Source organism: Streptomyces sp. NPDC002276, assembly GCF_053891435.1.
In genome coordinates, this window is sequence record NZ_JBSFCQ010000001.1 from 781,966 (window position 1) to 801,798 (window position 19,833).

A 19,833-nucleotide genomic window follows, 5' to 3' on the forward strand; every position below is an offset into this window, starting at 1 on the left:
CGGCTCAGCCGTCCGTTCCCAGCGGTCGCGCCCAACTGCTGTCGGCGCGCTGCTTGTCGGTGACGGCCGTCCAGTGCTCCTGCCAGCCCTCGGTCGGCCCGATCCCGTCCAGGGCGACCGGCCCGTGCAACCGCCCCGCCTCCTCGGCCGGCAGCACCAGCGGCGGGTCCTCCCCGCGCTCGACCGCGCCGATGGCCTCGCCGAGCATGCGCCGAAACATCACGATGGCCTTGTCGGAGCGGCCCAGATGCTCACGCGTGCGGTCCTGCACGGACCCCTGCCCCTCCACCGCCCACTGGTCGTGCACGTTGATGTCGAAGCCGAGCCCGGTGTACGTCGTCGTCCGCTGCTCCACCGGGTCGTAGCCGTAGCCGTTCTCGCGGCCGAAGCGCGGCCGGTAGTCGGGCAGGGTGACCGCGCCGACCCGCTGCCTACGCATCTCCGCCTGGTCCACCGGGCCGCCGACACTGGTGAACAGGGCATACCAGTAACTGGAGTTGTCGTCGATCGGCACATGCCACTGGGTGATCGCCGTCTCCGCGTCCAGCGGGATGTGGAAGGCGTGCGGGAACACCTGGTGGGTGATGCGGACATGGGTACGGCTGCCGTCCATCGGCAGGCCCCGCGTGTCCGTTCCGTCGAGCGTGCGCCGGGCGGTGATGCGGATGCCGTACGGGGTGCGGGCGGCGTCGATGTCGGGGCGGCCGTACTCGCGCAGGATCTTCGTCATCGGGAGGTCGGTGCCCTGGGAGGCGGCGCGGAACTGTTTGCCGTAGCTGTCGGCGGGGTCCTCGTCCTGGAAGAAGCGGTGGAGGTAGGAGGCGTGGGCGGGGTCGATGCCGACCTCCAGGGCCTGGAGCCAGTTGCACTCCAGCAGGCCCTTCCAGGCGAAGGCGTGGTCGGCGGGTGCCTGGAAGCAGTCCAGGGCGGGGAGTTGGGGTGGTTCGCCGGGGCCGAGGTAGCCCCAGACGATGCCGTTGATCTCGCGGACTGGATAACTGCCCAGCCGGACACGGGACTTGAGCGGGCTGTCGACGGGCTCGGCCGGTGTGTCGAGGCACGAGCCGTCACGGGCGAACAGCCAGCCGTGGAAGCAGCAGCGCAGTCCGCCGTCCTCCAGGCGGCCGAGCGCCAGGTCGGCGCCCCGGTGCGGGCAGCCCCGGTCGACGAGACCGAGTTCGCCGTCCTCGTCACGGAACAGGACCAGGTCCTGGCCCATCACCCTGGGCGCCACCAGCGGTCGTACGCCCGCGAGTTCCTCACTCAGGGCGATCGGCTGCCAGTAGCGGCGCATCCACTCACCGGCCGGGGTGCCGGGCCTGGTCCGGGTGAGCCGGGTGTTCTCTTCCTCGCGCATGGGACGCCTTTCGGGGGAGGGGTGGCGCCGGTCAGCCGCAGCAGTGGTCGGCGGCTGTCGGGCTCGGCGTGTGGCAGGAGACGGGGGCCGGTACGTCGAGGGCCGGGTTGCGGTCGAAGAAGCCGTCGGGCTCCAGGCGCAGCCGCGCCTTGGCGACCGGCATCACCGGCCACTCCTCGGGACGCGGGAAGTGGTGCGAGCCGACGGTCGCCCACAGCACGAGGTCCGTACCGTCCAACGACCGGTTCTCCTCCTGCCACTTGTGGACACCGTCCGCGCCGGGCTCGGCCTGGTTCGGATACTCGCCGCCGACGAACCGCCGCTGCGCGTCGTAGGCCGTCGCCCACAACTGCCGCCCCACGAAAGGCGCTCGACGGGCACACACACTGTCCTCGCGCACCGGAAGCACCGCCGTGTTCTCCAAGTGCACGCGGTACGCGGTCGGTTCACCCATCCGGTTGCGGGACTCGGTGCTCTCCACCCGCCAGTGCAGCGCGCGCGAGGGGTCGGTGCGCCGGGCGCCCTCCGACTCGCTGAGGATCGGCCGCAGCACGGTCCGGGCGGCGTTGCCGTACGGGTCGAGGACCGGGTCGGGCTCGTGCTCGGCGGTGACCTCGACCAGCCGGTTGGGGTCGCCGTCCACCGCCATGTCGAGGCGGACGCTGAAGAAGTGCTGGTGGTTGGTGACGGCGACGTTCGGCGCGACCCGGCGCGCGTACGGTGTCGCCTCGTCCTCCTCGACACCGGTCGCGGAGAGGATGCCGGTCATCTTGATCTCCAGCATCACCGAACCGTCCTGGTACAGCGACCAGTAGAAGCCGTAGTCGTAGTTGGCGACGGTCGCGAACGCCGAGATGATCAGCCGTCGCGAACGGCGCACCTCCGTACGGCCCGTGCGGCCGTCGTGGTGCTTCCAGAGGATGCCGTCGTCCTCCTCGTGCACACACACGGCGTTGGGGATGAGCCGGGGCACGCCGTCGCCGCCGAGCACCGCCGCGTCGAAGTACTGGATGACACCGAGGCAATCGCAGCCCAGGGCAAGGGAGTTGGTGAGCGGGCCCGCGCCGTACTCGCCCCAGTCGAAGAAGTTCTTGCGGTACTGGGTGGACGCGGTGTCGAAGTAGGGGACGTACATCTCGTTGACGGCCGCACGCCGGATCACCTGGCGAGGGGCCTTCCCCGCGGCGGCGAAGGCGAGATCGTGCAGCACCAGCCCCTCACGATGGCTGAAGCCGACCCGGACCGACCATCCCTGCCAGTCGATCCGCTGCCCGGTGACGGTGAAGCTCGGACCCTCCGGCTGGACGACCTCCAGCGGCTTCAGCCCGGGACGCTCGGCCACCGTCCCGGCGGCGAACACGCCGGACTCCTCCGACAGCGGGATCACCCCGTGGTCCTCGATGTGCAGGATCTCCATGGTCTCCATGTCGATGATCGGCACGACCCCCTGCACCGGGCGGGCGTAACCGTTGTCGTCCTCGTCGGTGCGATGCCAGACGCTGCCCCAGGTCAGCCGGCGGCCCGCGTACTCCGGCGGCTCGAACCCGCCGATCGACTCCGGGTCCACCATCACCAGCGACACGTCGTGGATGCCGCGCAACGCGAGCGCCTCCCGGAAACCCGGGTCGGCACGGCAGGCGGCAGCGGCCTGCCGGGCCTCCTCCGAGGAACAGCCCGGACTGCGGACGTCCAACTCCCGCCAGGCGGTGGTCTGCGGCTTGTCGCCGAGTTCGAGATCGACCTCGAATGCGTGGCGTGCGGAGGTCGAGAACACCACCGCGCGGGCCCGCCGGGTGTCCCCGTGGGCGGCGCGACGGGCGTGGTCCTCGTCCAGCGCCACACCCCAGAACCGCGCGTCTTCGGGGACCCGGGTGTCGGCCCTCAACACTCCTACGGCCGTGGCGAGTTCGGTGACGGTGAGGGGGTCCAGCGGATGCGGTGCGTCGGCCGGTACGGGTTCGGGGGCGAGAGTGCTCACAGGGAACTTCCTTCCAAGGTGATGCCACCATCGGCGCGGGGATCGGAGGCGCCGTCCAGCCGACCGCCGGCGGACAGTCGTACGGCCTGGGTGTGACCGGCCAGATCGGTGCGGCCCGCCGCCACGACGACCGGAATCACCGACGGGAAGCCGCCGGCGGGAACGGACCCGGGCTCGGCCAGCAGCGTCTGTGTCTCGTGGCCGATGTCGCGGGCACCGATCACCCAGCGCGGGCGGTCCAGTACGGCGGCCGGATCGGCGGCCGGGTCCATCAGATCGGGGACGGTCTGGGCGAGGATCTGCGGCTGCGCCCGCCCACCCTGACAGCCCGCCGCGAGCAGTACGTCGGCGGACCGGCCGAGCACGGGACAAAGGGTGTGCGGGGGACGCAGGCCGGGTCCGACGAGGGCCGGATGGCCGGGGAGCAGGCTGAACGCCGAGCCCCGGTTGTGCAGCACGATGCCCGTCCCCGGATCGCAGATGCCGGAACCGAAGGTCTGGTACACGCTCTGGATCAGCGAGACGGCCAGCCCGGACGCGTCCACGGCGGTGATCGCGACGGTGTCCCCGGCGGGCCGGAAGGACGGCTCGGGAGGCTCCGCACCGGCGAGCGGAGCCGGACGCAGCAGTCCGTCCAGATCCACGGGCGCGGGGCCGAGCGGATCGCCGAGCAGCAAGTCCCTTGCCGCCGAGGCGTCTTGGCAGCGGGCGGCCAACACACCGGTACGCTCCGGCTCGGGCAGCTTCGCCACGGAAGCCGCGGTCTCCAGTACGGCCAGCAGGCTCGCCCCCTGACTCGGCGGCGGCGCGGTCCACCACCGCGTACCGGCCACGTCCAGCGTCAACGGCTCGGCGCTCGCGGCCTGATGTGCCGCGAAGTCGCTCGCGGTGAGTGAACTCCCGGCCCCACGCAGGCCGTTCACCAGTGCCTCGGCGACCGCGCCCCGGTAGAAGGACGACGGATCGTCGGCGAGCGTGCGCAGGACGGCGGCCAGCCGGGGCTGGGGGAGCGGGTCGCCCTCGACGAGGGGTGCGCCCTCGGGGCCGGTCAGCAGCGCGGTGAGCCCGGGGTCCGCGGCGATCCGCGGGGCCCGCTCGCGGACGGCACGGGCCAGACCCGCCGAGACGGTGGCCCCGTCCTCGGCCAGATCGGAGGCATCCCGCAGCGCGGCGGACAGGGCACCGGGCGTGCCATGGGCCTCGGCGAGCGCGGCCCAGCCCGCCACCACACCGGGCACGGTCACTGTTTGCGGGCCCTGCGCGGGCATCCGCTCGTCGGCCGCGCGCAACGCGTCGACGTCCACGGCCTGTGCGGCGGCCCCCGCCGAGACCACCGCGCGCACCGAGCCGCCGGGAGCGTGGACGAGGGCGATCAAGTCGCCGCCCAGGGAACACTGGTGGGGATAGACGACGGTGAGAGCGGCGGCCGCCGCCAGCGCCGCGTCCACGGCGTTGCCGCCCCGCTCGGCCGCACGCCGGGCAGCCGTCAGCGCCGCCGGGTGCGGTGCGGCGAGGATCAGCTCGCTTGTCACGCTTCGTCCCTCGGGAACAGCACGGTTCGGGAGGGAGCCGCCTCGGCGCCCTGCAAGGGCAGCGGGAGGGAGATCATGTCGTAGACCCCGGCCGGAGTGTGCAGCAGATCTACCACCTCCAGGATCAACACCTCGGCCGAGCACAGGAGTTGGTGGGTCTCCCAGTGGGAGGTGTAGGCGACCGCCTCGATGCTCAGGTAGTCGATGCCCGCGGTGCGTACACCGGCCTCGATGAGCCGTTCCGCGCCGTCCGGGGCCAGTCCGACCCACTGCCGGGCCTTCCACGGGCTGCGCAGCACGCCTTCGGAGTTGCTGGTGCGCAGCAGCACGCGTTCCTCGGTGCCGAGGCTGGCCGCGTCGAGATCGGCGGCGGTGATCTGCTCTTTGACGTGGGTCAGATCGAGGACGCGGGCGGTGCCGTTGAGGGCGGACAGGTCGAGTCGGTCGACCGTCCTGCCGCCGTCGATGAAGTGGGCCGGAGCGTCGATGTGGGTGCCGGTGTGGGCGCCGATGCGCCAGCGGCTCACATTGGAGGGATCGCCCGCGGTGCGGGACTCGACGATCTCCACCTCGGGGCGGCGGCCCCAGTGGAGCATGCCGGGGTGGATGGGAACGGACACGTCGATCGCCTTGGCGAAGTCCAGATTCATGCGGCCCTCCTATTGGATGCGGATATCATGGAAGTGGATCCAAAAGTGTGTGGCTGTGGACGCCCCGGGCCGCGTGGGAAACTGCTCCACCACCGCGCACCCCCCGACCGCCCCCGAGAAGGGTTTGACCGACTCCCATGACTCCCCAGACAGACGACGAACCCCTCGTCGACGACATCGCGGCCCGAATCCGCGCGCGGATCATGAACGGCGAGCTGGCGATCGGCAAACCGCTGCGCCAGGCGGCGCTGGCCACCGAGTTCGGGGTCAGCCGCACACCGGTGCGCGAGGCGCTGCGACAGCTCCAGAACGGCGGACTGATCGAGATGCAGCCGAACCGCGGCGCGGTGGTCCGGGTGCCCGCGCCCTGGGAGGTGCGCCAGGCGTACGAGGTGCGCGCCGAACTGGAAGGCATGGCCGCCCGGCGCGCCGCCTCCCGCATCACGGAACGCGGGCTCGCCGCACTGCGCGAGCACAACGCGGTCCTGTACGAGGCGGTGGCGCGGGCCGCCGGCGAGGGGACGGGGGGCGGCAGCGCCGCGACCACGGCGGCCAACGACTGCTTCCACACGGTGATCTGTGAAGCGGCCGACAACCCCTGGCTGACCCGGATGATCGACCGGATCAACGAGAGCTTCCCGCGCAACGTCTCCTCGCTCGCCCTCGCGGGTGACGAGCGCCATCGGCAGCTCAACATCCGTGAACACGAGGCCGTGATCGAGGCGTTGGCCGCGCATGACGCCGACCGCGCGGATGCGTTGATGCGCGAGCACGTCATCAGTTCCGGGGAGCATCTGACGGCCTGGTACGAGCGCCGGTCCCAGACGGTGTTCCACGGCTGAGCGGGTCCGGTGGCGCGGCCTCACGAGGTTCCGCCAGGGAGGAGTCGGGTAGGCGACAGGAAGTCCAGGTCCGGGCGGGCGATCCCGCACACGAGGTCGGCCAGCGCCTCACCGATCGCCGGTCCGAACTTGAACCCGTGGCCCGAACACGCCGAGCCCAGCAACACCTGAGGTACGCCGGGTAGTTCGCCGACCACGAAGCGCCGGTCGGCGGTCATGGTGTACAGGCAGGTCAGGCTCTCCGTCACCGGCCCGGCACCGGGCAGGACCTGTGCCACCGCCTCGCTGAGCAGGGCGAGTTCCTCGGCGGTGGCTCGGGGACGAGGGGCCCACGGGTCCCAGGTCGGGCCGCTGTCCAGTCCCGCCTTGAGACCGCGGCCGTCGGTCGCGGGAAACCCGTACAGCAGGCCCTGCGGCAGATCGACGGAGAAACTGCCCAGGCCGGAGGGGCCGAGCGGGCCCGTCGGGTCGGCGGCGAAGTAGGCGTTGACGATCCGAGTGACCGTCAGATGCGGGGCGAGGACGGGGACTTGAGCTGCGGTCCAAGGACCGGTGCACAGCACCAGGCGGCGGGTGCGCAGGACGGCCTCACCGGTGCGGACCACGACCTCGTCGCCGTCCACTTCCCAGCCGAGGACGGGGGAGTTGTCCTCGACGCGCGCTCCGGACCGTTCGGCCAGGGCCAGTTGGGCGCGGAGTGTCTCCTGTGCGTCGATGATCCCGGCCCGAGGGTCGTGCACCGCGGAGAATCCGGCGGGCAGTCGCAGCCCCGGGAAGATCCGAGCCGCCTCCTTGGCGTCGACCTCTCGGCAGCCCGGGCCGCGCAAGGGGTCCGGGCGGTCGCTCGGCGCCGCGTACAACCCGCCTGTTATGTCGAGGAGTTGGGCCTTCGAGGCGCCTTCCAACTCCGTCCAGGCTCGGTAGGCGGTGTCGACCAGGGCGTCCCAGTCGGGGTGGGGGTAGGCCCGGCGGATCATCCGGGTCGCACCGTGCGAGGAGCCCAAGTCATGGCCCAGGCCGTACTGTTCGAGCCCCAGGACGTCGAGTCCGCGTGCGGCCAGATGACGCAGGGTGGCGCTGCCGTGGACGCCGAGACCGACCACGATCGCGTCGTGGCGGCGGGAGTTGGGGCGGGTGGTGTGCGGGGTGGGCTCGGGGGCCGTGGGCGTTGCGGGCTCGATGCGAGCCTCAGCTTCCACCCCCGCGTCCCGCCGCACTGTGGGTGACGCCGCACTCCGCCCGTTCAGGCGCACGATCTCGCGTACCGCCTCCACCAGGGCGTCCAGATCGTGCTCGTCGTTGTAGACGTGGACGGACGCCCTGACCACCTTGGTCAGGCCCCGGTGGTCCATGTCCCAGCGGCCGTGTCCCGCCGGTACGGCGATCAAGTGGACGTGACGGTAGGCGAGTTGGCGTTGGACGTCCGAGGCGTCCAGTCCCTCGACCACGAAGGTGACGATCGCGCCGCCCGCGGCCGGCGGGTCGGTGACCTGGACGCCCGGCAGCGCGGAGAGGCGTTCGCGCAGCGAGGCGGCGACGGCTGCCAGGTGTCGGGCGACGGTGTCCACGCCGAGGGCGGCGAGGTCGGCCAGCGCTGCCCCGAGGCCGAGGCGCAAGGCGTGCGCGGCTTCCCAGAGTTCGAAGCGTTTGGCGTCCGGGACCAGTTCCCAGCTGCGTTCAGCGGTCCATACGGCGCCTCGGACATCGGGAGCCTCCGGGGCGAGCCGGTCCAGGAGCGGGCGCCGGACCGCGAGCAGGCCGGTGCCGCGCGGGCCGCGCAGGAACTTGCGGCCGGTGCCGATGAGCAGGTCGCAGCCGATGGCACCCATGTCCACCGGCAACTGACCGAGGGACTGGGTCGCGTCCAGCAGGAACGGCACACCGTGGGCACCCGCCAACGCACCGATCGCGGCGGCGGGTTCGACCAGCCCCGAGGACGTCGGGACATGCGCGGCCGTCACCAGAGCCGCGGGCCCGGCCCGCAGTGCCGCCTCCAGGGCCTCCAAGTCCACTGCCCCGTCAGGGCCGTTGGGCAGCAGCTCGACCTGGACACCGTGATCGCGTTCGACCGACAGCAGGTGCAGCGCGCTGCTGACGTAACTGGAGCGTGCCGCCAACACCCGGTCGCCGGGGCGCAGTCGAAGTGCCGACACGGCACGCTGCCAGCCGGCCGTCGCGCTCTCGACGAGGGCGACTTCCTCCAGCCGGGCGCCGAGGAGTGCGGCGGTACGCGCGTAGACGGCCTCCAGTGCGGGGGCCGCGTGCTTCGCGGCCTCGTAGCCGCCGGACAGGCTCTCCGCGCGGAGGTGGTCGATGACCGCCTCGACGGTGCCGTTGGCGAGCAGGGCCGCACCGGCCGAGTTGAAGTGGTGACCGGTGAACGAGCCCGGGGTGCGGGCGCGTTCGGCCGCGACGTTCAGGGTGGGCGGGGGCGGGGGACTCGGGGGCGAAGTGGCCGTACCGGCCGTGACGGGCGCGCTCACAGGGCGATCGTCACGCTCTTGAGCTCGGTGAACCCGTCGACGGCGGCGTCGCCGAGGTCCCTGCCGAGGCCGGACTGCTTCATCCCGCCGAAGGCCACGGCGGGGTCGAACTCGTTGTACGTGTTGACCCACACGGTCCCCGCCTCCAGCGCGGCGGCGGTGCGGTGGGCGCGGGCCAGGCTGCCGGTCCACACCCCGGCGGCGAGCCCGTACTCGCTGTCGTTGGCCAGTGCGATCGCCTCCTCCTCGCTGTCGAAGGGCAGGATGGTGGCGACCGGGCCGAAGATCTCCTCCCGGGCGATCCGCATGTCGGGGGTCACCTCGGTGAACACCGTCGGCGGCACGAACCAGCCAGGACCGGGCAGCGGTTCACCGCCCACGGCCACCAAAGCGCCCTCGGAGCGGCCCAGTTCGACGTAACCGGTGACGCGGTCGTACTGCTCCTGCGACACCAGCGGACCGATGTTGATGCCGCCCGTCAGACCCGGGCCGATCCGCAGCGCCTCCACGGCCGGCACCAGCCGGTCCAGGAACTCCTTGACGAGCGTGCGCTCCACCAGCAGTCTGCTGCCCGCCGTGCACATCTGCCCGGAGTGTCCGAACACCGCGCGCACGGCGTTCGGTACGGCCGCGTCTAGATCCGCGTCGGCGAAGACGATGTTGGGTGACTTGCCGCCGAGTTCGAGCGTGAGCCGCTTCAACGACGGCGCCGCCGCGGCCATGATGTGCCGCCCGACCTCCGTCGACCCGGTGAAGGACACCTTGGCGACGCCGGGATGGGCGACCAGTTCCGCACCCGTACGGCCGTCACCGGTAAGGACGTTGACGACGCCCTCGGGTACGCCCGCCTCCAGGCAGAGCGCGGCCAGCCGCAGTGCGGTGAGCGGGGTCTGCTCGGCCGGTTTGACGACGACCGTGCAACCGGCGGCCAGGGCGGGCGCGAGCTTCCACGCGGCGATCATGAAGGGGAAGTTCCACGGCAGTACGGCGGCCACCACGCCCACCGGTTCACGGACGCTGTACACGTGCCGGTCGGGGGCGGCCGCGTGCACGGTGCCCTCCAGCCGGGTCGGCGTGCCCGCGAAGTGGCGGATGGCCTGGAGTCCCAACTCCACATCGCCACGGGCGCGTTCGATGGCCTTGCCGTTGTCCAGGGTGTCCAGCACCGCCAGTTGCTCGGCGTCGCGCTCCACCAGATCGGCGAGACGCAGCAGGACGTCACGGCGCTGCCGGGGCGGCAGTCCGCGCCAACGGCGGTCCCGGTGCGCCGCGTTGGCGGCCTCGACCGCCGCCGACACCTCGGCCGGGCCCGCCTGGGCGACCGTGGTGAGCTGCTCCCGGGTGGCCGGGTCGAGCACCGGTATCCGCTCCGTCGCGGTGCCGGTGGTCCACTCGCCGCCGATGAGCATGGGCTCGCGGTCCGGCAGCCGGGGGATCACGATGCTGGGGTCCACGGTGTTCTCCTTCACGCCTGGCGTCCGGGACGGTGAGTGGGGTCGGGCCACGGCTCACGGACCGCCGTGGACACCGCCCGGGCTGTGGTCAGGACGCAGCGGTCGAACTCCGCCTCACCGTGCTTGGGGTTCGCGTCGGCCACGTCCCGGCCCCACACCCCGGTCTCGCTGACCTGGTCCATGCGGTAGTCCCAGAACGAGTCGACGTCGACGTGGGAGGTGGCCCGCTCCATCCGCACCAGCTCCGGCGCGAGATGCAGCATCACGGACGTCTCGAAGAAGTTGGCGTGCATCAACGCCCGCCCGTACGTGACGTGTCCGTCGACTTCGGGCCCCGGGTACATGGTCACGTACCCCAACGCCCGTACCCGCGCGTCTCGGTGACGTACCCTCAGCTTCTCGGCCGACACGTCGAGCGCGCCGTTGTTCCAGATGTGCCCGTTCAGCAGCACGAACTGCCGTACTCCGGAGGCGTAGAGCGAGTCGATGACGTCCTCGACGACGGCGATCATCGTCTCCGGCCGCAGCGCCACCGTCCCCGCGAAGTCGCCGTGGGACGCCGACACGCCGAAGCTCAGCGGCGGTACGACGGGCACGCCGGTCAGGGCGGAGACGCCGAGGGCGACCGCCTCACAGATCCGGGTGTCCACGGCGAGGGGGAGATGAGGACCGTGTTGCTCGGTGGCGCCCACCGGGATGATGACGGCGTCCTGGGCGGCGGCCGTGGACTCGGCCTCCGGCCAGGTCAGCTCCTCCCACAGCACAGGTGTCCCGGATCCGCCCAACTGCGCGGCGAGTTCGGGGACATCGAGCCCGGTGGGGACGGTCCGACCGGACGGACCGGTGACGAAGACGGACGACATGGCTCTCCTCTCCTCGGGACCGATGGCGTTCGTCATCGGCGTGGACTCTTCTCGGGATCTGCGGTGCTCACCATCGGCGTCGGCTCTTCTCGGGCAGCAGATCCAGGGCGCGCAGCGGGACGGGCTCGTCCCCGTCGACCGTGGTGACCCACACGGTGGCGTCCGGGCAGTAGTCGCTGATCAGCTCGCGGCACACCCCGCACGGCGCGATGATCCGGAACCAGCCCGCCGGTTTGATCTGCACCGACACCACCGAGGTGATGCTCAACTCCGCCCCGGCGGGCAGGGCGCCCCGGGCGGTGCCCATGGCCACCCCCTCGGCACAGATCGAACTCCGCCGGCAGGAACCCTCCACATGGACCCCGGTGTGCACCCGGCCGTCCGCCGTGCGCAGCGCGGTCGCGACCTCGTGCCGGCCCGACTGCCACACCCGGGCCAGCAAGTGCTGTGCGGTGGCGAGGAGTTCGACGTCGTCCTCGTGCATCGACGGCGGTACGGCCACCGGCCGCACGTTCACGGCACTCATACCGTCAGCCCCAACAGCCGGGCCATGTTGCCGCCTTCGACCAGCGCCCGGTCCTTCTCGTCCTCGACCGCCTTGGCGATCTTCATGCGCTCCAGGTCGAAGTCGGAGCCGGGCCACTCGCTGCCCATCAGGATCTTCTCCGGCCCGAGCCGCGCGTAGGCGCGCTTCACGTCGCTCATCAGCGTCGCCGAAGTCTCCAGATACACATGCGGCTGCCGCTCGGCCACGATGATCGCCTCCGGCACGTTCCACACAGCCCCCATGTGGGCGATGATCGTCGGCACTTGGGGATGGTCCCGGGCGATCTCCTCGATGGCCAGCGGCGCGCAGAACGCGTCGTCGAGAGCATTGATGAGGACGAGCAGTCCGCGCCGCTCGCACGCTTCGAAAACCGGGTCCAGGAGGCCGTGGTCGGCGACGTGGTAGCCGTGCAGGCTCGGGTGCAGCTTCAGCCCGACCAGCCCCGCGTCGGCCATCCGGTCGATCTCGTCGAGTGCGTCGTCGGCCTGCGGCATCACCTGCCCGAAGCCGAAGAACCGGTCCGGATACGTGGCCACCAGCGAGGCGATGAAGTCGTTCTCGATGCGCTGCGCGAGCGAGCACACCATCGCCATGTCCACCCCGGCCGCGTCCATCCGGTCGAGAATGCGGCGCGGCTCGAAGGGTTTGTACGGCGGCGGGGCCTGGCCCTTGCGGGCGCCGGTGAGGTAGTCGGAACGGCCGCGGACGTCCTGGGTGGTGTTGTACGCGTCGATGATCAAGGCGGTTCGTCCTTACTGGCTATTCGCTGGTGACCAAGGGAAAGTGGCACCGCACACTGCGGCCCGGCGTGATCTCGCGCAGCTCGGGCGCGCTGGTTCGGCACTCCTCCGTGGCGATCGGGCACCGGGTGCGGAACAGACAGCCCTCGGGCGGATTCGCCGGATCGGGCAACTCGCCCTCCAGTACCTCTTGTTCACGTCTCTCCCCGGGACGTAGCACCGGAACTGAGGACAACAGCGCTCGGCTGTAGGGGTGTGCGGGTGCGGCGAAGAAGGCGTCTCGGGAGGCGACCTCGATGATCTGGCCGAGGTACATGACCGCGATGCGGTCGGCGATGTGTCGGACGACGCCGAGATCGTGCGAGATGAACAGCATCGTCAGGCCTCGGTCGCGGACCAGGTCCGACAGCAGGTTCAACACCTGGGCCTGGATCGACACGTCCAGCGCCGAGACCGCCTCGTCGGCCACCACGAACTGCGGTGACGAGGCCAACGCCCTTGCGATGCCGATGCGTTGGCGCTGGCCCCCGGAGAACTCGTGCGGCCTGCGCGCGCCGGCCTCCGCGCCGAGCCCGACGAGGTCGAGCAGTTCGGCCACCGCCTTCGCGGCCTCCGCGCGAGTGGCGCCGCGTGCCCGCAACAGTGGTTCGGCGACGATGTCGGCGATCCTGCGGCGCGGATTCAGCGAGCCGAACGGGTCCTGGAAGACCATCTGCAACTCGGCCCGCGTACGGCGAAGTTGGCTCCCACGCAGCCGGGTGAGGTCTGTTCCGTCGAACTCGATGCGGCCCGAGGCGGGTTCGATCACCCGCAACAGGGCCCGGCCGAGCGTGGACTTTCCGCAGCCCGACTCGCCGACCAGACCGAGGGTCTCACCCTGGAGGATGTCGAGGTCGACGTCCCGCAGCGCCCTGACCCGGCCGCCCGCCCGGCCCGGATACTCGACCCGCAGTTCGCGGGCCTGGATCAGCGCGGCGGTCATGCGAGGCCTCCCTGGGAGCGGGCCGTGGCACGGGCGGGGGAGGGCAGCACGCAGGCGTCGAGGTGCCCGTCGTCACCGTGCCGCTGCCGCAACACCGGCCGCTCGGAACACGCGTCGTGGACGAAGGGGCAGCGGGGCGCGAACGCGCAGCCGGACGGCCGGTCGACCCCGGTGAGCGGGCTGCCCGCGATGGTCGGCAGACGTCGTACGACAGGACCGTCGATGGGCGGGACGGAGCCCAACAGGCCCATCGTGTAGGGGTGTTGGGGGTGGAACAGCACCTCCTCGCGCAGGCCCTGCTCCACGATCCGGCCCGCGTACATCACCGCCACCCGGTCCGCGACCTCGGCCACGACGCCCAGGTCATGGGTGATCAGCAGGACGGAGGTGCCGTGGTCGCGCTGGACGCGTTTGAGGACGGCCAGTACCTGGGCCTGGATCGTGACGTCGAGTGCCGTGGTGGGCTCGTCGGCGATCAGTACCGCCGGGTCGTTGGCCAGGCCCATCGCGATCATCACGCGTTGGCGCATGCCCCCGGAGAGTTGGTGCGGGTAGGCGCGTGCCGTGCGGTCCGGGCCCGCGATGCCGACCTCGCCGAGCAACTCGACTGCCCGGGCGGCCGCCTGACTTCTCGTCACATCGCGGTGGGCGCGGATCATCTCGGAGACCTGGGCGCCCGCGCGGTGCAGCGGGTTGAGCGCGGCCAGCGCGTCCTGGAAGACGACCGAGATGTCCTTGCCGCGCACCCCGCGCAACTCCCGCTCAGACGCGGCGACCAGGTCACGCCCCTTGAAGACCGCCTCGCCGCTGATGTGGGTGCGCGGGCCGCGGTTGAGGCCGACCAGGCTCATCGACAGGGCGGACTTCCCGGACCCCGACTCGCCGACCAGGGCGAGGACTTCGCCCTGGCGGAGGGTGAGGTCCACGCCGTCCACGGCGGGCAGTCGGCCCGCCGGAACGTCGAACTGGACGCGCAGGTCCCGGACTTCGAGCACGGGCGCGGACGTCATGAACCCTCGCCCACGGCCACGGCCGCCGTGTGGATCAGGTCGGCGACGCGCTCCGGCCACACCAAGGTCGTGTAGTGGCTGCCCGGTACGTGCTCGACGGTGGCCTTCATGCGGGCCGCCATGTCGTTCTGGATCTCCGGGCGCAGGGTGCGGTCGTCGTCGGCGACCAGGTACCAACTGGGCAGGGTCCGCCAGGCCGGTGCGCCCGTCGGCTGGGTGAAGATGAGGTTCTCCGCCTTGCGGCCCTCCGCCTCGACCACGGCCCGCTGCTCGGGGGAGAGGTCGGGGCCTATCTCCGCCCAAAACTCCTCGCTCGTCTCGGACTTCCACTCGCCGTTCGGGCCGCGCCGCATGTACTTGGAAATCTCGGCCTCCTCGTACCGCTCGACGATCCCGTTGACCGTCTCGCCCTCGTCCGGCCCGAACGCGGCTATGTAGACAAGCCCCTTGACCCGCGGATCGCGCCCGACGTTGCTGATGACCGCGCCGCCGTAGGAGTGCCCGGCGAGCAGCACCGGACCCGTCGTCTCCGCCAGTACGGCCGCCGTGTTGGCGACGTCGTCCTCCAGCGAGGTCATCGGGTTGGTGACGGTGAACAGGCGGTGACCGCGGGCGGTCAGCAGGGGCTGGACGGCCGACCAGGTCGTCGGCCGTCCGCCGGCACCGTGGACGAGCACGATGTCCATGCGGGTCATCCTTTCCGTAGCCGCGGATCGAGGACCGTGTACAGCAGGTCCACCGCGTGGTTGACCAGGGTGAAGAGGAGCGCGATGGCGAGGGCGGCGCCCTGCACGACGGGGTAGTCGCGTTGCAGGACGCCCTGCACGAGCAGGCGGCCGACACCGGCGTACGAGAAGACCGTCTCGGTGATCACCGAACCGCCCAGCAGCGACCCGAACTGGAGCCCCAGGACGGTCACGATGGGCAGCCACGAGTTGCGCAGCACGTGGTGGCGGATCACCACACCCTCGCTGAGGCCCTTCATCCGCGCGGTCCTGACGAAGTCGTCGTCGAGGACCTCCAGCACCGAGGCGCGCACGATGCGGGTGATGAACCCGGCCATCGACAGCGCCAACGTGACCGCGGGCAGGATCAGATGCTGGATCCAGGGCCACACCAGCTCGGGGCGGTTCTGGAGGATCGCGTCCAGGAGAACGAAGTTGGTGGTCGGGTTGTAGTCGAGCGAGCTGGGCAGCCGACCCAGGACCGGGAGCCAGCGCAGCCACACGCCGAACACGACGATGCCGAGCACACCGAGCGCGAACCACGGCAGGGAGAAGCTGACCGTGGCGACGGCGCGGGTCGAGTGGTCGATCCAACTCCCTTTGCGCAGCGCGGCGATGACCCCGGTGACGACACCGAGCAACACCGCGATCGTCATCGCCGCCAGCGTCAGCTCGATCGTGGCGGGGAGCGCGTCGCCGAGGAGACCCAGGACGCTGTTGGAGCCGTAGAACGAGGTGCCGAGCCGCAGGTGCACCAAGTCGTTGAGGAAGGTGCCGTATTGGGCGATGAGCGGTCGGTCGAGACCGAGGGCCTTGTTGACGCGCGCCTCGTTGGCGGCGAGTTCGGTGGCGGAGAGGTTGTTGCCGCCGGCCGCGAGCGAGGTCGCCGGTGAGCCGGGCAGCAGCCGCATCGCGAGGAACACCAGGCTGGCCAGCGCGAACAGCACGACGGGGATGACCGCAAGCCGTCGTAGGACCAACAGGGTTGGTGCCGCTGCCCACTTGGGCCTGCGGAGGGGGAGCAGTGCGGTGGTCACGCGGGCCCCTTCACGTCGAGCGCGTCGCGCAGGTCGTCGCCCACGAAGTTGCAGGCGACGACGAACAGCAGCGTGAACGTCGCGGGCAGGACGACCAGTCGGGGTGCCGTGTAGAGGAACTCCTGGCCCGCCTGGACCATGTAGCCCCAGTCGGGCTGCGGGGGTTGGATGCCGAGGCCGAGATAGGACAGGCCGGCGGCGAAGCCCGCCGCGATCGACAGTGTCATGACGACCTGGGCGAGCATCGGTCCGGCGATGTTCGGGAGGAGTTCGCGGGCCAGGATGCGCGAGGTGCGGGTGCCGCCCAACTTGGCTGCGACGACGTAGTCATGGGCCGCCTCGCGCGCGGTCAGGGCGCGGGCCAGCCGGGCCAGACCGGGCGCGAGGGACACCCCGATGCCGAAGACGAGACTGACCGTGCCGGGTCCCGCGGCCGCCACGAGGAGGATGACGAGCAGGATGGAGGGGAACGCGAGGGCGAGGTCCACGATCCGCATCAGGACCTGCTCGACCACACCGCCCGCGTACCCGGCGACCAGTCCGATGCCGGTTCCCACGACGGCCGCGAGCGCCGTCGCCGCGAACGCCACGAGCAGCAACGGCCGTGCGCCGTGCACCAGTCGGGCCAGTTCGTCCCGGCCCAGGTCGTCCGTGCCGAACAGATGGCCGGACTTGCCCATGGGCAGCAGCGCCGAGGACGTCTGACGCAACGGGTCCGCCTGGACGAGCAGCGGTCCCACGACGGCCACCAGGACCAGGACGATCAGCACCAGCCACGACAGCACGGCCGGCCAGGACCGCGCCAACCGGCGCCGACGCCATACGGCGAGGACGCTCCGCCCGGTGAAGGGCGACGAAGGGGGCCGTACGGTCGCCACGGGTGGTGGAGCCGTCGTGGTGTCAGACACTGGCCTTCTCCATGTAACACCGGTGGTTGGCCAGCGCCGCCGTGTTCATGTGCTTCACGTGCGAGCCGCTCACCACCAGGTTGGCGAAGCAGGCGAGCATCGACAGGACCATGTAGTCCTCGGCCCAACGGCGTTGGATCTTCGTGTAGGCGGCCGTGCGCTGCGCACCGAGGGGCAGGTTCTTGGCCGTGTCCAGCTCCGCCTGGAGCGAGGCGGCGTCCTTGAGCGTGTCCATGCCGGTGATGGTCGCGCCGTAGAGACCGGTGGGGCTGGCCATGGCGCCGACCATGTCGTTGGCGTCCGGGACGTAGGTGTTGCGCTCCCAGATCATCAGGTCGTGGTAGTCGTCCTTGCCGTCGAGGAGCCGGGTGAAGTAGGTGGCCGGGTCGACGGAGGTGGTGACCACCTTGAAGCCGACGTCGGTGAGGTTCTGGGCGACGATCTGCGCGGCCTTGGGGTGCCAGGAGTCGCTGGCCGCCATGAGCCGGATGCGCCGGCCACCGGCACCGGCCTCGGCGACGAGCTGCTTCGCCTTCGCCGTGTCCTGCGTGCTGAGGTCGGCGAGGCTGGTGTCGTAGTCGCTCTGCGCGGGCGGGATCGCGTAGCCCCCGGGCAGCGCGCCGACGCCGTAGAAGGCCTGGTCGAGGATGGACTTGCGGTCGATGGCGAGGTTGATGGCCTGGCGGACCTTGAGCTCGGGGACCCGGCGGGCGTCGATCATCAGGATCGCGTTGGCGTTGTACGGCGTCTTGTAGACCGTCACCGAGTCGTCCTTGCGGAGCTGCGCGGCGGCGGAGTACGGGGTGAACTGGGTGGCCGAGATGTCACCGCTGAGCAGCGAACTGACGATCGTCGACGGGTCCTGGACCTGGCGCAGCACCAGCCGGTCGACAGGGGGTCTGCCGAGGCGGAAGTCGTCGAAGGCCGTGAGGGTGATGGACTGGCCGGAGGTGGCCGCGGAGAAGGCGAACGGGCCGGTGCCGACGAGGTGTTTGCCGATGTCCGCGCCGTACTTCTTCAGCGCGGCCTTCGAGATGATGCGGCCACCGATGTCGGACAACTGGCCAAGGGCCGTACGGTCCGGCTTCTTGAGGACCATCTTGACGGTCAGGTCGTCCGGAGCGGTCAGCGAGGCGACGTTCGCGCCGAGGTCGGACAGCGGACGCGTGGCGCCCTTGGGCAGGGTCGGGTCCTTCTCATTGAACTGCCGCCCCAGGCTTGCCAGTACGTCCGCCGAGGTCAGCGTGGTGCCGTCGTGGAACTTGACGCCCTCGCGCAGCGCGAAGGTGTACGTGAGCTGGTCGTCGGAGATCGTCCAGCTCTTGGCCAGGTCGGGCGTGGGCTCGTTGGTCTCGAAGGAGATGAAGGTCAGGCCCCGGCAGATGCAGTCGACTGCCATCCAGTCGCCCAACGAGGTGTAGAACGACGGGTCGTTGACCGCGCTCGTCGCGTCGATGGCGAGCGTCAGCGTGCCGCCCTTGCTGCTCCCCTTCGCGTCGTCGGCCGCGGCACCGCAGGCGCTGAGCAGGGCGGGAAGCCCGAAGCCGACGCCCACTCCGAGGAGTCCCGCGCCCCGGAGCATGGTGCGGCGCGACGCCGTCGACGGGGTGGAGCCGGGTGAGGACGATCCAGCTGACTGGTCCGGCATGTGGGCCTCCTTGGGCACCGATCCTCGGATAATGGATCTCAAAGTGTCAAGATTGGATCCAATAACATGTTCACGGGCCACAGAGTCCCTCTCGTGTCCCGGGTGTAAAAGGCGTGTGAACCGGGCTGTGGGCGCGATCCGGCCAGTACCGGCTACGCGCCCGGCGTGCCCAGGCGGCGGATCAACTCGGGCCAGACCACGGGGTCATGACCCGGGACGAGTTCGTAGCCGCGTTCGGCGGCGATGCGCTTGAGTCGGCGGATGGGCTCCACCGTGCGCTCCGGGTCGACACCGATCGTGGCGCCGATCGGACGCTCGTGCTCGATGTTCTCGGTGAGGTCGGCGGCGTCGAAGGCGAACACGAAACCGCCGCCGTCCGCCAGGTCGACGACGAAGCTCTGATGTCCGGGGGTGTGCCCGGCGGTCAGTACGGCGGTCACACCTGGGGCGATCTCCATGTCGCCCTCGGCCTGTCGCCAGTCGATGCGCGGGTCGTCGAAGTCGACGCGGAAGATCGAGTGGCGCTCGACCTCCGGCTGCCCGGACAGGCCGTAGGCCAGCTCCTCGCGCTGGACGTGCACCGGCACCCGGCCCGCGAAGTGCTTGAGCCCGCCCGCGTGATCGGCGTGCAGATGACTGACGGCCACCGCGTGGATCGCGTCCATCGCGATACCGGCCGCGTCGAGGGCCTCCTCCAGAGGCTCGCCCGGACCCGGCAGGATCGGCCGGTAGTTGGGGGAGCCGTAGAAGCGGCGGCGCAGGGCCGGGTCCCGGATGAGGGCCGTGTTGAAGCCCGTGTCGAGCAACAGCCAGCCGCCGTCGCACTCCAGGAGGACCGCCGGTACGGGTTCACGCAGGCGTTCCTCGTAGGGGGCGCCGTGCACGGAGACGGACTTGGGGAGTTCCTCCCAGCCCAGCAGCAGGGGCACGATCCTGCGTACGCCGTGGCGTGTCATGAGGTGCGGGGGTGGGGCGGGAAGCGCATGGGCGATCCGTTCGGAGTGCCAGGGGCTATGTTCGGGGGATCGGGTCTTGGGGGTGAGGGTAGGGATCCACACTTTAAGTATGTGGATCCCA

General features: G+C 71.0%; 17 protein-coding genes. 1 reads left to right on the forward strand and 16 read right to left on the reverse strand.

Features of this window, described 5'->3' with window-relative positions:
- Nucleotides 1-4: 4 nt before the first annotated feature.
- From ACWIHT_RS03660 to ACWIHT_RS03675, 4 genes are read right to left on the reverse strand one after another with little or no spacing between them, the layout of a single operon-like run.
- On the reverse strand, nt 5-1,357 hold the full coding sequence (locus tag ACWIHT_RS03660; protein ID WP_456163986.1) for a Rieske 2Fe-2S domain-containing protein: 1,353 nt from the start codon (nt 1,355-1,357) through the stop codon (nt 5-7).
- Nucleotides 1,358-1,388: 31 nt separating this feature from the next.
- On the reverse strand, nt 1,389-3,335 hold the full coding sequence (locus ACWIHT_RS03665; RefSeq protein ID WP_456163988.1) for a primary-amine oxidase: 1,947 nt from the start codon (nt 3,333-3,335) through the stop codon (nt 1,389-1,391).
- Nucleotides 3,332-4,867: a gamma-glutamyltransferase gene (locus tag ACWIHT_RS03670; RefSeq protein ID WP_456163990.1), complete on the reverse strand. Its 1,536-nt coding sequence runs from the start codon at nt 4,865-4,867 to the stop codon at nt 3,332-3,334. Before ACWIHT_RS03670 ends, ACWIHT_RS03665 begins: the two co-directional genes overlap by 4 nt.
- The gene (locus tag ACWIHT_RS03675) at nt 4,864-5,517 is read right to left on the reverse strand and encodes a cyclase family protein (RefSeq protein WP_456163992.1); all 654 of its coding nucleotides are present in this window, start codon (nt 5,515-5,517) and stop codon (nt 4,864-4,866) included. The genes ACWIHT_RS03670 and ACWIHT_RS03675 overlap by 4 nt, the downstream gene beginning before the upstream one ends.
- A gap of 137 nt (nt 5,518-5,654) precedes the next feature.
- Between ACWIHT_RS03675 and ACWIHT_RS03680 the strand changes: the two genes are divergently transcribed.
- Nucleotides 5,655-6,359, forward strand: coding sequence for a GntR family transcriptional regulator (locus tag ACWIHT_RS03680; RefSeq protein ID WP_456163994.1), 705 nt, complete (start codon nt 5,655-5,657; stop codon nt 6,357-6,359).
- 20 nt (nt 6,360-6,379) lie between these two features.
- Here the strand turns inward: ACWIHT_RS03680 and solA are convergent, their stop codons facing one another.
- The 12 genes from solA to ACWIHT_RS03740 form a co-directional block, all read right to left on the reverse strand.
- Nucleotides 6,380-8,842 (reverse strand): N-methyl-L-tryptophan oxidase, encoded by a 2,463-nt coding sequence (gene solA / locus ACWIHT_RS03685; protein WP_456163996.1) that lies wholly within the window; start codon nt 8,840-8,842, stop codon nt 6,380-6,382.
- On the reverse strand, nt 8,839-10,296 hold the full coding sequence (locus tag ACWIHT_RS03690) for an aldehyde dehydrogenase family protein (protein ID WP_456163998.1): 1,458 nt from the start codon (nt 10,294-10,296) through the stop codon (nt 8,839-8,841). Before ACWIHT_RS03690 ends, solA begins: the two co-directional genes overlap by 4 nt.
- 11 nt (nt 10,297-10,307) lie before the next feature.
- The gene (locus ACWIHT_RS03695) at nt 10,308-11,159 is read right to left on the reverse strand and encodes a creatininase family protein (RefSeq protein ID WP_201048199.1); all 852 of its coding nucleotides are present in this window, start codon (nt 11,157-11,159) and stop codon (nt 10,308-10,310) included.
- A gap of 67 nt (nt 11,160-11,226) precedes the next feature.
- Nucleotides 11,227-11,685, reverse strand: a complete 459-nt coding sequence (locus tag ACWIHT_RS03700) for a cytidine deaminase (RefSeq protein WP_450514400.1) — start codon at nt 11,683-11,685, stop codon at nt 11,227-11,229.
- Nucleotides 11,682-12,446, reverse strand: coding sequence for an amidohydrolase family protein (locus ACWIHT_RS03705; RefSeq protein ID WP_456164001.1), 765 nt, complete (start codon nt 12,444-12,446; stop codon nt 11,682-11,684). Before ACWIHT_RS03705 ends, ACWIHT_RS03700 begins: the two co-directional genes overlap by 4 nt.
- Nucleotides 12,447-12,465: 19 nt before the next feature.
- Nucleotides 12,466-13,428: an ABC transporter ATP-binding protein gene (locus ACWIHT_RS03710; protein ID WP_456164003.1), complete on the reverse strand. Its 963-nt coding sequence runs from the start codon at nt 13,426-13,428 to the stop codon at nt 12,466-12,468.
- Nucleotides 13,425-14,438 carry an ABC transporter ATP-binding protein gene (locus ACWIHT_RS03715; protein WP_456164005.1) on the reverse strand — a complete coding sequence of 338 codons (1,014 nt, stop codon included), beginning with the start codon at nt 14,436-14,438 and terminating at the stop codon, nt 13,425-13,427. The genes ACWIHT_RS03710 and ACWIHT_RS03715 overlap by 4 nt, the downstream gene beginning before the upstream one ends.
- The gene (locus ACWIHT_RS03720) at nt 14,435-15,124 is read right to left on the reverse strand and encodes an alpha/beta hydrolase (protein WP_456164007.1); all 690 of its coding nucleotides are present in this window, start codon (nt 15,122-15,124) and stop codon (nt 14,435-14,437) included. The genes ACWIHT_RS03715 and ACWIHT_RS03720 overlap by 4 nt, the downstream gene beginning before the upstream one ends.
- 5 nt (nt 15,125-15,129) lie before the next feature.
- Entirely contained in the window at nt 15,130-16,200 is a 1,071-nt protein-coding gene (locus ACWIHT_RS03725) for an ABC transporter permease (protein ID WP_456164009.1), read from the reverse strand.
- Nucleotides 16,197-17,108, reverse strand: coding sequence for an ABC transporter permease (locus ACWIHT_RS03730; protein ID WP_456164010.1), 912 nt, complete (start codon nt 17,106-17,108; stop codon nt 16,197-16,199). The genes ACWIHT_RS03725 and ACWIHT_RS03730 overlap by 4 nt, the downstream gene beginning before the upstream one ends.
- The gene (locus ACWIHT_RS03735; protein ID WP_456164012.1) at nt 17,101-18,756 is read right to left on the reverse strand and encodes an ABC transporter substrate-binding protein; all 1,656 of its coding nucleotides are present in this window, start codon (nt 18,754-18,756) and stop codon (nt 17,101-17,103) included. The genes ACWIHT_RS03730 and ACWIHT_RS03735 overlap by 8 nt, the downstream gene beginning before the upstream one ends.
- Nucleotides 18,757-18,908: 152 nt before the next feature.
- A complete protein-coding gene (locus tag ACWIHT_RS03740) occupies nt 18,909-19,712 on the reverse strand; it encodes an N-acyl homoserine lactonase family protein (protein WP_456164014.1) in 804 nt (267 codons plus the stop codon).
- Nucleotides 19,713-19,833 lie beyond the last annotated feature (121 nt).

Excerpts from the sequence above, each read along its gene's own strand:
- ACWIHT_RS03710 (WP_456164003.1), bottom strand. The coding sequence starts at position 13,428 with ATGACCGCCGCGCTGATCCAGGCCCGCGAACTGCGGGTCGAGTATCCG.
- ACWIHT_RS03695 (WP_201048199.1), bottom strand. The coding sequence starts at position 11,159 with ATGTCGTCCGTCTTCGTCACCGGTCCGTCCGGTCGGACCGTCCCCACC.
- ACWIHT_RS03735 (WP_456164012.1), bottom strand. The coding sequence starts at position 18,756 with ATGCCGGACCAGTCAGCTGGATCGTCCTCACCCGGCTCCACCCCGTCG.
- ACWIHT_RS03715 (WP_456164005.1), bottom strand. The coding sequence starts at position 14,438 with ATGACGTCCGCGCCCGTGCTCGAAGTCCGGGACCTGCGCGTCCAGTTC.
- ACWIHT_RS03720 (WP_456164007.1), bottom strand. The coding sequence starts at position 15,124 with ATGGACATCGTGCTCGTCCACGGTGCCGGCGGACGGCCGACGACCTGG.
- ACWIHT_RS03675 (WP_456163992.1), bottom strand. The coding sequence starts at position 5,517 with ATGAATCTGGACTTCGCCAAGGCGATCGACGTGTCCGTTCCCATCCAC.
- ACWIHT_RS03660 (WP_456163986.1), bottom strand. The coding sequence starts at position 1,357 with ATGCGCGAGGAAGAGAACACCCGGCTCACCCGGACCAGGCCCGGCACC.
- ACWIHT_RS03740 (WP_456164014.1), bottom strand. The coding sequence starts at position 19,712 with ATGACACGCCACGGCGTACGCAGGATCGTGCCCCTGCTGCTGGGCTGG.
- ACWIHT_RS03700 (WP_450514400.1), bottom strand. The coding sequence starts at position 11,685 with ATGAGTGCCGTGAACGTGCGGCCGGTGGCCGTACCGCCGTCGATGCAC.
- ACWIHT_RS03680 (WP_456163994.1), top strand. The coding sequence starts at position 5,655 with ATGACTCCCCAGACAGACGACGAACCCCTCGTCGACGACATCGCGGCC.